Here is a 14,459-nt window from a genome sequence, read left to right as displayed (position 1 = left end):
GAGGATCGTAAAACAAGCGTCTAGCGAGTTTTTCGGGGAGGCCTGTCTGAGGCGTCAAACGCTGGGAGATTTGCCGCCGACGCCCCTCCCCGAACTTCGCTTCGCTCGTTCGACCCTCTCCTAAATTTCGTTTTGGGAGGGTGAAGTTTCACGCTGCGCAGCCAAACACTTCACCCGCCCGGCGGCAGCCCGGGAGGGTCGGAAAACAAGCGTCTAGCGAGTTTTTCGGGGAGGGCTGTCTGAGGCGTCAAACGCTGAGAGATTTGCCGCCGACGCCCCTCCCCGAACTTTGCTTCGCTTGTTCGACCCTCCCCTTTCAAACTGCGTTTTGGGGAGGGTGAAGTGTTGTGCTAACTTCACACCGGGTGACAACGCCATTCTGGGGCGGGACGCTGGCGATTGGACGGCGTCCGATTGGGAGGTGCCGTGTGGGAAAACGTTTTGGCGGCGCGAGCTACGGTTTGGCTGGGCGGTCGCCGATGGCGGAATCGAAGAGAGTGCGCCCGACGGTTTTCAGTAGCCCGGTAAATTGCCCGCGCAGCTGTTCGATCCGGTTGCGGCTCAACTGCTTGTAAAACGCTTTGAGGATCGCGGCCGCATGTGCTTGGTCTAGGTTGGCGATCAACGCCGGCACGAGGTTGTCGGCCACGCCCGACTTGTTGGGATGCTGGTCACCGGCGTAGACACAGACCGTTTGAGCGATCGTGTCGCCAAACAGTTCGTGGGTATATGCGACAGCTTCAGCCATCGACTCCTCTTTCAAACACGTTGGAGTCGTCCAATCATACGGCGGCGTCCATTCGCGGACTGGACGCAGGCGATCGACATGAGTCAGCACTGCGATGATCGTCGGCGGTTTGAGGTGCGATCGCTTGCGGTAGTGGTCGGTAAGTTCGGCGATCGCTTGAGCGTCGCTGCCCCGCGCCGCCGAATTTGCTGCCATCACCAACAGCACGATATCGGCAGCTTCGGCCGCCGTGCGAAGCTCCTTGCGTTGCTGCCGATCGACATCGGCTTCGCTGTAGCCGGGAGTGTCCAGCAGGACGATCGCGTTGTTGGAACCGGGCAATCGATATTCAAAGCGTTGCACTGCGCGAGTTTCGGGCAGGACGCTTGTCTGAGCGACTTCGTCCTGCATCAAGGCATTGATCAGACTCGACTTACCCGCTTTCACCTGGCCGATCACGGCGATCGTGGTCTCGACGTTTTCGGACTGTTGGAACGCTCCCCGATCGCCGCCGCTGTGATGCATCGCATTGGCTAGCGTCCCAAACTGCTGACGGTAGCGACGGGAGCCGCCTTTCAAACGGCCGCTGTACATTTCGATCAGGTAGTATCCAACCCGACGCAGATAGGCTTGATAGAAGACGCCGATCAGTTCGTCTTGCAGATCGAGTCCGATCTGGCCCGCCTGTTGCCACAACGGATAGGTCAACAGTTTGGCGGGGTTGGCGATCGCGGTGGTCCAGAAGCTTGCCAAGCGTCCCAGTTCGACCGCGCGGGCGATCCCCGGCAACGACTGCAGATGCCCGACGGTCGCGACGTTGCTGAGCGGAACATTTTCCAAGACCCAGTCTTCCATGTCTTCGACCGCCAAGTGGACGACCGCGAGGACCTCGACCAGGGTCAGCTGGCGCAGTTCGTCCTGGCTGCCGCGGCTGCAATAATGCCCCGCCAGTCGCTTCGCCATGGCTTGCGCATCGTTCAGATAGCGGTTGGTATCGGCGATGTTCAAGCGGTTCATCTCGGGCAGTTCGCTGCGGAACTGTTCGACGACGGCGATCGCGGCGGTGTCTTGAGGCGTCCAGAAATCGGGAGCGACGATCGCCGCGCCGGAGCTGGATTCAGCTAAGCGTCGCGGTTTCCAAACCTTGCCAACCGTCCACGCGATGGCTCCTAGCGCCGGCAGCACCCAGGCGAGCGACGAGAGCCAGCCGGCGCGATAAACCGCCAGCGTGCCGATGATCAGATAGGTCGCCACCGGCAGGCACCACAAGAGGACAAGCACTACGGCGCGGGGACGCAGCAACCGTAGATAATTCATTCGGCTTTCCAGAGTTCGTGACCACGTTGCAATTCGTCGGCAAAGATCTCCCGCAACTTGTCGACGCTCGGGGCGCGACCTTGGTGCAAGCTGGCGAAGTACCAATCCCACGACATGCCTAAAGCGTACGTGAAGGCAAACGCGCTGGCAGCCCCCGCGGCCATGCCGACCCAGGGAATCAGTTTCAAAACCTCGCGGAGCGCCATCCGCGTGGCGATGCGCGAACCGGCGGCGCTGCTGAGCGCCGCCCAATGCGACGCCGTCAGCTCTTGTTCGTAGATCTTGCCCAGCCGGATCGCCAGATGCGACTGGATCGCCAGGACGACGGGGATATCGACCCACGGAACGGGAACCGCTCCGGCGGTTGCAGCCAGCGAGCTCGATGCCAGAATTTGCCAACGGGCCCGCCGCTGGCGTTTGGATCGGTGTTGTTGAGCATCGCTGGCCAACGACAACATCGATTGCCGGTAGGCGTGCGGAAGATATTGCAGGATCGCTTGCCGCAGTCGTCGACCGCCGAATTCGGGATCGCCAAATCCGTCTTCGAGTCGCGTGAGATCGACGGGGACCAGGTGGTCGTAGAGCCCAGCAAACTGTTCCGACTTGCGGTCGATCAAGGTTTGCAGTTCAGCGGGGATCGGCGGCAGCGGTTCCGCCGCGGCGGGATCTTCGCTAGCGGGCGGTGCGTCGAAGGGATCGATTCCCTCGGAGAGATCGATCGCTCCGGTCGCTTCATGCAAACAGGTGAGCACCAACAAAACGGGACGCTGGGGCGTGGCACGGCGGATTCGACGCAGCGGTTCCAAGACGTCGACCAACGCGTGGTCGGAAACGCGAACCGTCACGATCATCAACTGAGTTGTCTGACTGTAGGCCGCGATGTCTTCGATCGGATCGTACGCGGCTTCGCCCAAACCGCGGGTATCGAGAAAGGTCATCAGGGGATCGGTCGAATCGGGGAAATCGAACCGCCGGCTCGCCTTCGTCTCGGGGCGAAACCCTTCGCCGATCGTCGCCTGTTCGGCACCGGTCAAGAAGTGGATGACCGAACTCTTGCCACTGCCGGTCTTACCAAACAACCACAACACCGGGACCGGTGCGGCTGCCCGCAGCGGATCGATCTGTTGCTGGTATTCGCGTTCGGATTGGGGAGTCTTGTCCCGCCAGCGCTGCCAAACTGAGCTCATCGAACTTCGGTCTATCTCGTATCGAACCGGTGGTTGTCATGAACGCTCTGCAAACCACCACGGCCGACAGAGACTTCCATCGACAATTGTGACACCTGTAGGCGTCGCCAACAGCCCCCTGGGCGTTGGGGCTCGGCGGTTTTGCAGCAAAGCCAATCGTTGACTCCGATTCGGTGCCGCATCGCCAGGCAGGCAAAGTTCGCCCGGCGGCGACGCGGCGCGGCCGTTGAGCTGGCCTATGAAGGCTGCAACGTTTCGAACGCTTCGGGACTCGGTTGATGCCAGGTGATCAAGCTGCCGCCGGAATCGTAGCGTTTGTCATTGTTCCGCGTGCAGCGCGTGATTCGCAGCCGAGCCCAAAAGGTCGGCAACACGATTCGGACGACCTCTTCGGGAAGGAACTGACACGAGGCGACGAAACCGATTCCGGTTTTCGAAAAATCCATCGTGTAGATTCCCATCGGATCTTGCGTGCGGGGAAATGCTCGCAGCGTCTCCTCGTAGTACAAGATCCCGCGTCCGCGAGCGCGCATCCGCGGTGAGGAACGCGATTCGTAGGTGCACGGTGAAATCGAACCGTTGTCGCCAAAGAAAGCCTCGTGTCCCTCGGGTAGCACGATGTCCCAGTTGACAGTGTCGATTAGCGTTGCCAGAGTTTGCTTGTAATCTTTTTCCAACATTCCAAGAATTCCTGTTCGTAGCCTTCTCGTTCGTGTTCCAACATTTCGATCGCCCGACGCTTGGGGATTGGGGTTCGATAGGGCCGATTGCTGGTCAACGCTTCAAAGACGTCGACCACCGCACAAAGTTTGGCCCATGGATGGATATCGTCGCCGCCAATCCCAACTGGATACCCACCGCCGCAAACGCGTTCGTGGTGCTGATAGACCATCATCAACTGGCCTTCAACTAAACCTTCGCGGTGGACCAATTGATTCAACCCCGTCACGGGGTGCATCTTGATCTCGCGAAATTCCATTTCGCTCAACCGCCCGGGTTTACATAAAATTTTGTCGGGGATCTTTAGCTTGCCGATGTCGTGGATCAGACCTCCGGAGGAGATCGCCGCGACATCCTCTTGGCTGAATCCGAGTTCGGCGGCCAACATGCCCGCGTAAAACGCGACGTTAGCCGAATGTGTGAATGTGGCGTAATCGTGGTGCAAAACGCGAAATAGATCGCTACGGGTGAATTGATCGTTACAGACGATGTCGGCGGTTCGCTGACCTAAGTAGTTTGCTGTCGAGACAGTCGCGTCGGTATCGCCAGCTCGAAACGCGGAGTCCAGCAGGTCGCGGACCACTTCATTTAAAGCGCCCACGCGTGCGGAGACGGGAACGTCATCGCCGGGATTGTCGATCATCTGCCGCAAATACGATTGATACGACGCTTGCGCTCCCTTGCGTATAAACAGCTGGTGGACGCCGCGGTGGCGCAGCTTGGTCAGGTCGGTCTGTTTCAGCGGATAATCACTCGCGCGATACAACACGTACCGGCGGGATTTATGTTCCGCTTGAAACAGCTCGACTCCAACGACCGATGCTGGGGCTAACATCGATACGCTGATTGGAATAAAACCCGAAGCGAGGTTGTCCATTACGATGGATTCCTGAACGGTTAACGACATGACGCACGCCCCGTTTATTGGTGGTTGGGGCGGCGGTTTGGATTGCAAAATACGACAGGACTGAATCGAACGCGATGAAAACAAAGGGGACTTGAGTCGCGCGTTGGTTCAAATCAATTGTCGCTGCAGTGCCGTCGGTTCCGAACTCGCGATCTGACGTCGTCGTCGAGCGCTCCGGCAGAAGCTTTGATTGAATGAAACTTCGATTCTCTCAACCCTAGCACGCATCGCAGCACTGTCAATGCGGACGGGCCGCAACACCCCAAAGGTGGCTATGCGGATCACCGCACGTTGGACCGTCCCGATCGCGGAGACTATTAGAGTGCCTTATGGGGGGGCGGGATTGGAGCTCGGCTGGTTTAGATAAGTCGAGCGTTATCGGTAGGGAAACTACAAGATTTCATGCCTCCGGGTACTGAATGCCGCGCGGCGGTTGCGTGTGTCGACGCAGTGGTAAAAGCCGCAATTTGCAGGTTACGGGGAACGGACCGCTTGTTTGTCGAGGGCGATCAGCGGACTCTCGCCGCGGGCCGCTCAACCACTCGGTGCATCCAATTCATGCGGTTTTAAAGCGACCTAATTAGGGATCGAAAGTTGCTCCTCAGTAGCCCCCGGACGATAGTCCTGCCGCTCGGCGGGAACGATCTTCCGACGGGGGGATTTTCTATCAATTATGCCAAAGTCGGTTGGTGATTTTTTTCCAACATTCCAAAAATTCTTGTTCGTAGCCTTCCCGCTCGTGCTCCAGAAGCTCGAGCGCCCGCCGCTTCGGCATCGGGGTGCGGTAGGGTCGATTGCTGGTCAACGCTTCGAAGACGTCGACCACCGCACAGACTTTGGCCCACGGATGGATCTCGTCTCCCGCGATTCCGACGGGATATCCGCCACCGCAAACGCGTTCGTGATGTTGATAGACCATCATCAACTGGCCTTCGGTCAAGTCTTCGCGATGAACCAGTTGGCGGAATCCGGTGACTGGGTGCATCTGGATTTCGCGGAACTCCTGTTCGGTCAATCGCCCCGGCTTCGACAGGATCTTGTCGGGGATCTGCAATTTGCCCAGATCGTGGATCAGGCCCCCGGAGGAGATCAACGCTACCTCCGCTTGGCTGAAGCCGACTTCGGCCGCCAGCATCCCAGCGTAGAAGGCGACGTTGGCGGAGTGTGTGAACGTGGCGTAGTCGTGATGCAGAACGCGGAACAGATCGACGCTGGCGAATTGGTCGTTGCAAACGATGTCGGCAGTTTGTTCGCCAAGATAGGCGGCTGTGTTGACCGATGCGTCGGGGTCGCCTTCCCGAAAGGCCGATTCCAACAGATCGCGAACGACCTCGTTCAACGCCCCGGCGCGAGCTGAAACCGGGACATCGGAGCCCGGATTGTCGATCATCTCGCGCAGATAGGTCTGATACGAAGGCTGTTCGTCTTTGCGAATGTACAGCTTGTTGACCCCGCGGCTCCGCAGCTTCACCAGATCGGTCTGTTCCAGCGGATAATCGCTCTCGCGGTACAAGACATACCGCTGCTCGTCGGGTTCCACCTGGAACAGATCGATGCCCACGATCGCTGAGGGGACCAAGGTCGAGACGCTGATCGGGATGTACCCAGAGACCAGTTCGTCTTTCCCTCCGGAGCTCTGCAATGTTACCGACATGAATCTCGCTCCGGATGCGATCGAACAAAGTGTAAAAAATGTATTGGTATCTGAATCCGCTGGAAGCTCGCATCGATTGCAGTTGTCGATGCGAAGCCACGCGTCGGTTCGTGTTTGGTTTGCCGTTGCTCGCGTCGTCGCAGCGCCACCGGTTCGTTTCCGCCCGTGATCGCGACAGCGTTCCCAACCTGTTGGGTGCCGATAATAACGGCATGCCGAGTTTTCCTTCGGCTGATTCAAACCTAGCACGCTGACTGTTATTGTCAAAGTTTTCCTATGGGTTGCGAATGTTCCCTGTTCGACCGAAACATTCGGAACAATCGCTTCTCGTTGCTGTCGATCGGGACCGATCGCGGCGCATCCCATCGAAGCGAGCGAAACAGGCGGCGGGAAAATACGTTATCTTGAGGTCATCATGGTTAATGACGGACCATCGCAATCGGCTCAACGGAACAGGATGGCCATAACGCTGAGATATGAATTACGACACCAAACCCGCCGATCGGGAGAGCGATGCCGAGCGGCAGCTTCCATGCAATCGCGGCTACCAGGAACCGCTGCATCGATGCGAGAGCGATCGATTGTTCCGCGCTAGGCTTTCCGAGACGCTTGTCGGCGGTAAACAAAAGCTCGACCGTCACTTGGCTCACCAGGTCGATCAAGGAATCCTCAGCAGCTTGGCGGTGGGCGAGCGGCTGAAGTCGCGGATCGATCAACTGCTGCAGGCGATTCGATCGAGCGGCGACGCCAACAGTCCGCTGCTCGATTCGCAGCGGTGGAGCGATCGGGAGGCGGGGGAAATCGATGCGCTCGAAAACACATTGCTGCAAACCTCCGCCGCGATCGCCGAACTGGCGGACGGTTTGACCAAACAGGAAGCGACCAGCCGCGATGCGATCGGCAGAATGAGCGGTTTGATCGACGAACTTGCGGCCGGATTTGATACTCGCCTGCAGCGAATCGAAACGATTGGTGTTTGACCGCCGCGGCTGCGCTTGCGGTTCTTCGACTTCTTCCTCTTTCGCTCCCCCGCAAAAATGCCCATGCCTTCGCATTTGCAATCGCTTGTTTTGTCGACCTCTTGGTTAGCGTGCGTGTTGATCTTTGTGGGTTCCAGTTGGTCCCAGGAATCCGCCGCACCGCTGCCGCCGACCGAAGCGGCCAGCACGATGCAGGTCCCTCCCGATTTCAAGGTCCAGTTGTTTGCGGGCGAACCCGCCGTGCAGCAACCGATCGGCTTTTGCATCGACGATCGCAACCGATTATGGGTCGCCGAAGCTTATGCCTACCCGGTGCATGGCGAGGGCAAAAGCGACAGGATCGTGATCCTCGAGGACAGCGATGGCGATGGACGCCACGATCGGCGAAGCGTCTTTTTCGAGGGGCTTAACTACGTCACGGGGATCGAAGTCGGGTTCGGCGGCGTCTGGGTGATGTCTCCACCATCGATGCTCTTCATTCCCGATCGCGATGCAGACGACCAGCCCGATGGTCCGCCGCAGGTGATCCTCGATGGTTTCGGCAATCACGCCAACGCCCACAACCTGGCAAACGGTTTCGCCTGGGGCCCCGATGGCTGGCTGTACGGTACACATGGCCGAACCAATTGGTCGATGATCGGCCGCCCCGGAACCGACGAAGCCGACCGGCAGCGATTCGACGGCGGCGTCTATCGCTACCATCCGGTGCAGCATCGTTGGGAAGCGTATGCCGACGGGACGACTAATCCTTGGGGGATCGATTGGAACGATCTCGGTCACGCGTTCATCTGCAACTGCGTTAACCCGCATCTGTTCCAGGTGATCCAGGGGGCGCACTACGAACCGTGGCGGGGACGGAAATCGAGTCAGCACGCGTATCAGCGAATCGATACGATCGCCGACCACCTTCACTATGTTGGGATCAGCGACGTCCGCCGCGGGATCGGTTCGGCCGACGAGGATGCTGCCGGCGGCGGACACGCTCACTGCGGCACGATCATCTATCTCGGCGATGCCCTGCCCGCGCCGTACCGCAACACATTGATGACAAACAATCTGCATGGCCGCCGGATTAACAACGACATCCCACGACGCAGCGGTTCGGGCTACGTCGCGTCGCACGGTCCCGATCTGATGCGATCGCAAGACCCTTGGTTTATGGGAGTTACGCTGGCGTATGGCGCCGCCGGTGAGATCTATGTCAGCGACTGGAGCGACACCGGCGAGTGCCACAGCGTGCGAAACACGCAGCGGCAGACGGGCCGAATCTTTCGGATGACCTACAAGCAGGACAAGATTCCACAAGTCGATCTTTCGCAATACAACGACGATGAACTGGTCGCCGCACAATTGCACGACAACGACTGGCACGTCCGCCATGCGCGGCGGCGGTTGCAAGAGCGGGCGGCGGCCGGAGCTGACATGCGGAAGGTCCACCGCGTTTTACATCACATGTTCCAGTCGCAGACCGCCACGCCAAAGCGGTTGCGAGCGCTCTGGGCGCTGCATGTCACCGGCGGAGCGTCGCCGCAATGGTTGACCGAATTGATCGACGATCCCGATGAAGACATTCGGTCGTGGGCGATCACGCTGTTATGTGAGCCGGGAGAACCGCCGGCGGCAGCGATCGCGGCGATGCTGAACTGCGCCAAGTCGGGCGATTCACCGCTGGTTCGATTGTCGATCACCAGTGCTCTGCAACGATTGCCGCTGGCCGCGCGTTGGGAACTTGTCGAAGCTTTGGGCGAGCGAGCGGAAGATTCGAGCGACCAAAATCTGCCGCTAATGCTGTGGTACGCCGCAGAGCCGTTGATCGACGATGACCTGTCGCGATTTGTGCAGTTGGCGGTGGAAGCTGATATTCCGCGCGTGCGGATCAACGTCGCCCGCCGAGTTGCGTCGTCGGCTGTGGCGAGCCGAGGCGTTCCGTTGTTGATCGATCGCGTATCGGCAGATACTGTCGACGACGCGGTCGTTGCCAACGTGTTGGATGGCACGCTGCAAGGACTCAGCGGTCGCAAGCTCGATCTGCCGCCTAACTGGCCCGCCGCCTATGCAACGTTTCAAGCCAGCGACAATGCCGAAGTGCGATCGCTTGCGACTCGGGTCGCGTTGGCGCTAAACGATCCCGGTGCGATCGAACTGCTGCGCCGCGTCGCCGTCGACGGCGGAGCTGCGACCGATGATCGCGCACAAGCGATCGAAGCCTTGGTCGCGCGAGGCGCCGCCAATTTTGATGCCGATCTGTTGACGCTGATCGACGATTCAAATGTCCGCCGCGCGGCGATTCGCGGTCTGGCTCGCTATGCCAACGATCGCACATCGGCCGCGCTAATCGCGGGGTATCCCAAATGGGACTCAGCGACACAACAAGACGCCTTGCAGACGCTGGCATCGCGAAGCAATTGGGCTGGCGAACTGATGGCAGCGATCGAAGCCAAACAGATCGCCGCCAGCGACCTGACAGCGTTCACGGCACGGCAACTGCGTTCGCTGAACAACGAACAGGTATCGGCCCAGTTGGATCGGTTGTGGGGCAAAGCTCGCCCGGCGGGGGAAGATCGCCAGAAACAGATCGCCAGCTACAAGAAGTGGCTGACCGATGAACTGATCGCCACCGCCGATACCGATCGCGGCCGCGAGCTGTTTACCAAAAACTGCGCCACGTGCCACAAGTTCTTTGGCAGCGGCGGGGATATCGGCCCCGACATCACCGGAGCCCAACGCAGCAACCTCGACTATCTGTTAGAGAATATCGTCGATCCGAGCGCGGCGGTCGCCAAAGATTATCGGATGCAGGTGTTGCAGTTGATCGATGGCCGTGTGATCACGGGGATGGTCGAATCGTCCGACGAGCAATCGATCACGATCCGAACCGTTAACGATCGCAGCACGATCCTCCGCGATGACATCGATCTGCAAACCGAATCGCCCGTCTCGATCATGCCCAGCGGGTTGCTGGATCCGATGAGCGAAGCCGATATCCGCGACTTAATCGGGTATCTGCAACGGAAGCATGCGGCCCCTTAGTCTGCCGCCGGGCTAGCCGGCCCGGGCTCTCCGGGGCAAGGGATCTCGTCGATGCGCGCGAAACGGGGGCTGCGTTCGTGGGGCCGGTCCCCTCTGGTGGTGCACTACGGAGCGGCCCGCTTTGTGGCGCCGCGGCGGGTCGCGACTTCACTTAAAGCCGCGAAGATTCGCGAAGTTCTCGATGCTATCGCCGTCAAGGTTTAACGCGGCGAGTGCAATCCCCCCAGCTCGACCCAACCTCCCGGGGGTTCCATCTCGCTAGGGTTGGCTAACCGACACGTCTGTCGAAGGAATTACAAGACGTACTGAACTGGGGCTCTTGGCGTTCCGATAGTCAATACCATCGTATCGATCAGCACGACCGTTTCAGGTCGACGCGTCGATGGATGTTCTGACGACACAGCAGGCCGTGATTTCATGATGACAAACCGCAAACGACGACGCATGCGCACCTTGCTACTCCAAACGCTAGCGATCGGTACGACGATCACTTGGGGGAGTTTTGGGGGCGTCGCCGCCGGTGATCAGCCGCTGGCGTTAACGCCAAGTCACGTCAATCCGACCTTCCTGCCGGTTCAAGCCACGTCGGAACTTACGGACGACGCCGATTCGTCGGGCTTTGAATCGTCGCGGCGTCCTGCGGCCCAGCGGAAAACTCCGCAGCGGTTCGACCCGCCGACTGCGGCATCGCCAAGCAAGTCAACCGCACCGGCAGCGACCTCGGCACCGTCAGCCACTTCGCCGCCGATGGGGACTTGGATTCCGCGCGGCACCCGTTCGCTGCGGACTTCGACAGCCAATAGCTTCACTCCCTGGACGACTCCCGACCTGGGCCGCCGTTCCAGCACCGCCGAGAGCGAAACGATCAGCGGCTCGAAAAACGCCAGCGAATCGGCAGCAACAAGTCAGTCACCGGCTCCCGTTCTCGGGAACGCTCCGGGCGGACAAACTCCGCCCAGCCTGCGCCGCGACACGCATGTCGAATCGAAAACCAACGCCTTCGAGAAGCAACCGATGGCAGCGGCTGAATCCGAGCAAATTCGTCTCAGCCCGGCCGTCGACGATCCCGCTCCAGCACCGCTGCCGGGGACGTTGCGCGATCAGAGTCGATCTGCCGCTTCGAGTTCCTTGACGCTTTCCGAATCGTCCGAGTCTCACACGAATGAGACTTCGCGACGGACGCGAACCAGCACGCGGGAAATCTCACGGCACGAAACCGAACAGCGTTCGACGAGTTCACGCTCGACGAACAGCTCGAGTACCGAAGGGGCTCGCGAAATCACCAAACGCGAAGTCAAGAAGTTGATGCCGGTTCAGTCGCCCGATTCCAACGAACCGATCGTCGACGTGGTCGAACCGACGGAACTGGAGCCGGTTCCGCAGGAGGAGCAGACCGACGGCGACATCGATGCCGAATCGCTGGAGCGTTTGCGGGCCGCGATCCGCAGCTTCCCCGGTCGATCGGCAGCGCGACAGGAACGCGAATCGGACGAAGAAGCGACTTCGCCGAGCGATCGCACCGCGCGAGCGCCAGATCGCGATGTCGAATCCCGCGACAAAACTCCGGCGACCGAAAAGCGCCGCACGCTGACTCGCGACGTCCAGACCTTGCAACCCTTTGTTGCTCGCGTGCTGACCGATTACCATCGCCGCCCCGAAAACGTCTCGAAACGCAGCCCTTGGGGCACGTTCCACATGATGCTTCCATTTGGTGCCGACGCCAACGTGCAATCGGGCAGGAATCTGCACAACTCGATCGCGTGGTTGTGCAGCAATCGTCCGCTCCGCGGGCAACGTCTGATCACGACAACAAAAAGTGGCCGCATATACATTCGCCAAGGTCCAGGTTTGCAAGGCCACCAGGCGCAACTGTTGGCAATGTTGGCTCAGGTGAACGTCGAAGCGACCTATCCGCTGACCGATGGCCGCTCGCGATTTACGATCGAAGATCTGATTCGGGCGGAGATGGCCGATTGTCGCCGCGGGCAAGAGCTGACATTCTCGTTGATCGGGCTGTCGCATTACCTGCCGACCGACACCCAGTGGCGAGCGTCCGACGGGACCGTTTGGACTTTCGAAACGCTGCTCGCCGAGGAATTGGCTCAGCCGATCGTCGGCGCTGCGTGCGGCGGAACGCACCGTTTGATGGGACTCAGTTACGCCCTGCGGCAGCGACGGCTCGAAGGTCTGCCGATCGAAGGCCAGTGGGCTCGAGCCGACGCGTTTATCAAAGACTTTGTCGACTACGCCTGGTCGCTGCAGAATCGCGACGGTTCGTTCAGCACCAATTGGTTCGAGGGGCCGCAGGACAATCGCGATCTCGATCGCAAGGTGCAGACGACCGGTCATATTATCGAATGGTTGATCTTCACCGCCGACCAGGATGAACTGCAAGACCCACGTTTTGTCCGCAGCATTCAGTTCCTGACCAATGCGTTCACCCGCTATCGCACGCGTGAATGGCAACCGGGACCGAAGGGGCACGTGCTGCGGGCGCTCTCGGTTTACCACCGCCGCGTCTACGGCGACGCCCGTCCTTGGGCTCAGCCATCGCAGGTCGCTCAACCCGGCGGCCGCGCCTATCGCTAGGGTAACCTAGGCAATCCGCCACGGTAACCGCCGGCGACGGAGGAACAAAACTCCGCGGCGGAGACGATTAAAGTTCAGTTTTTGAGCCTCGGCGAGTGCATCGTCGGGGCTCTTTTCTTTTCGGTTCTTTTCTCGAACCGCACAGCCCCACGCTGCGTAGGAAGGTGTCAAACGGAAGTCGTTTGACGATGCTCGGCCTCGCAACTGCTTGATGGCTGGAATCAACGCCCGTTGAGTGGGCTGGGATTACGGCTATATTGGCGGCCTTGAACCGGTTGCTAATGGGCGGTTGAGCGTTTTGGAAGACGCTTGGCGGTCTCCCTATGGACGCTGGTTGAGACGTTGCCGCCCACCACCTCTTTGATACGAATCGGGCCCCGTGTTTAGTCGACCGATCCGTTGATAGCTAACGGATCCGAAGACGCAACGGCGGGGTGAATCGATTGTTGCCGGCGGTGGGAAGCGCTGGATCGTGCTCGCAGCGGCGCCGACGCAGCGGGATCGATGGCGAGCAACGCGCTGCGATCATGGGGACGCGACGTTTCATGATGGCGGAACCCTTTGAAGACAATTGACCTTTGAAGATAAAGACAAGTAAAGACATGAGTGAATCGAACGGAAAGCGACCGATGATCGAGGCGGTGGGACTGAGCAAGTTCTACGGTCCGTTTGCGGCGGCACGGGACATCAGTTTCACGGTCAATGAAGGGGAACTTGTTGCGTTTTTGGGGCCCAACGGGGCTGGCAAAAGCACGACGATGAAAATGTTGACCGGCTACATCGCCGCTTCCGAAGGGGAGGCTCGAATCGCGGGCCACAACATGCTTTCGGATCGGATCGAGGGGAGCAAGCGACTGGGGTATCTGCCCGAGAACGGCCCGCTGTATCCCGAGATGACGCCGGCCAGCTTGTTGGAATTCTTTGCCGACGCCCGCGGCATGGGGCTTCGCGAACGCAAGCAGCACGTCGAACGCGTCGTCGAGATCTGCGATCTTTCGACCGTGATGCACAAAGCGACAAGCAAGCTGTCCAAAGGTTTTAAGCAACGCGTCGGTATGGCCCAGGCACTGTTACACGATCCCGACGTGCTGATCTTGGACGAACCGACCGCCGGTTTGGATCCGAACCAGATTCGTGGGGTTCGCGCGACGATGGCCAAGCTGGCCGAAACCAAGACGATTTTGCTGAGCACTCACATTTTGCAAGAGGTCGAAGCGATGGCGACGCGCGTCGTTTTGATCAACGAGGGACGCAAGGTCTTCGACGGCACCGTCGACGACTTGGGACACAAGGGACAGTTGGACGAAGCGTTCCATAAACTGACCCACGGCGAAAGCGTCAGCTGATT

10 protein-coding genes are annotated in these 14,459 nt (G+C 59.6%); 5 read left to right on the top strand and 5 right to left on the bottom strand.

Annotated elements, in window-relative coordinates; translation table 11 throughout:
• Window positions 1–454: 454 nt before the first annotated feature.
• The 5 genes from CA51_RS11455 to CA51_RS11435 all read right to left on the bottom strand — a co-directional run bounded on the left by CA51_RS11455 (window position 455) and on the right by CA51_RS11435 (window position 6,512).
• The gene (locus CA51_RS11455; RefSeq protein ID WP_145120659.1) at window positions 455–2,044 is read right to left on the bottom strand and encodes a GTPase family protein; all 1,590 of its coding nucleotides are present in this window, start codon (window positions 2,042–2,044) and stop codon (window positions 455–457) included.
• Window positions 2,041–3,231 (bottom strand): GTPase family protein, encoded by a 1,191-nt coding sequence (locus CA51_RS11450; protein ID WP_145120657.1) that lies wholly within the window; start codon window positions 3,229–3,231, stop codon window positions 2,041–2,043. The genes CA51_RS11455 and CA51_RS11450 overlap by 4 nt, the downstream gene beginning before the upstream one ends.
• A gap of 236 nt (window positions 3,232–3,467) precedes the next feature.
• Window positions 3,468–3,911 carry a hypothetical protein gene (locus tag CA51_RS11445; protein WP_145120655.1) on the bottom strand — a complete coding sequence of 148 codons (444 nt, stop codon included), beginning with the start codon at window positions 3,909–3,911 and terminating at the stop codon, window positions 3,468–3,470.
• Window positions 3,872–4,828: an HD-GYP domain-containing protein gene (locus CA51_RS11440; RefSeq protein WP_145120653.1), complete on the bottom strand. Its 957-nt coding sequence runs from the start codon at window positions 4,826–4,828 to the stop codon at window positions 3,872–3,874. The genes CA51_RS11445 and CA51_RS11440 overlap by 40 nt, the downstream gene beginning before the upstream one ends.
• 697 nt (window positions 4,829–5,525) lie before the next feature.
• Window positions 5,526–6,512: an HD-GYP domain-containing protein gene (locus CA51_RS11435; RefSeq protein WP_145120651.1), complete on the bottom strand. Its 987-nt coding sequence runs from the start codon at window positions 6,510–6,512 to the stop codon at window positions 5,526–5,528.
• Between the two features lie 476 nt (window positions 6,513–6,988).
• On the opposite strand from CA51_RS11435, the gene CA51_RS11430 reads away from it, so the two are divergent.
• The 5 genes from CA51_RS11430 (at window position 6,989) to CA51_RS11415 (ending at window position 14,457) form a co-directional block, all read left to right on the top strand.
• A complete protein-coding gene (locus CA51_RS11430) occupies window positions 6,989–7,492 on the top strand; it encodes a hypothetical protein (RefSeq protein WP_145120649.1) in 504 nt (167 codons plus the stop codon).
• A gap of 63 nt (window positions 7,493–7,555) precedes the next feature.
• Window positions 7,556–10,522, top strand: coding sequence for a PVC-type heme-binding CxxCH protein (locus CA51_RS11425; protein WP_197451759.1), 2,967 nt, complete (start codon window positions 7,556–7,558; stop codon window positions 10,520–10,522).
• A gap of 444 nt (window positions 10,523–10,966) precedes the next feature.
• Window positions 10,967–13,111, top strand: a complete 2,145-nt coding sequence (locus CA51_RS11420) for a hypothetical protein (protein ID WP_145120645.1) — start codon at window positions 10,967–10,969, stop codon at window positions 13,109–13,111.
• Between the two features lie 434 nt (window positions 13,112–13,545).
• Window positions 13,546–13,686 (top strand): hypothetical protein, encoded by a 141-nt coding sequence (locus tag CA51_RS25820; RefSeq protein WP_197451758.1) that lies wholly within the window; start codon window positions 13,546–13,548, stop codon window positions 13,684–13,686.
• Between the two features lie 27 nt (window positions 13,687–13,713).
• Window positions 13,714–14,457 carry an ABC transporter ATP-binding protein gene (locus CA51_RS11415; protein ID WP_231746133.1) on the top strand — a complete coding sequence of 248 codons (744 nt, stop codon included), beginning with the start codon at window positions 13,714–13,716 and terminating at the stop codon, window positions 14,455–14,457.
• Window positions 14,458–14,459 lie beyond the last annotated feature (2 nt).

Source organism: Rosistilla oblonga (assembly GCF_007751715.1).
Lineage (GTDB): Bacteria > Planctomycetota > Planctomycetia > Pirellulales > Pirellulaceae > Rosistilla > Rosistilla oblonga.
Note: the sequence above shows the minus strand (reverse complement) of the source record. Positions and strands in the feature narration are given on the sequence as shown.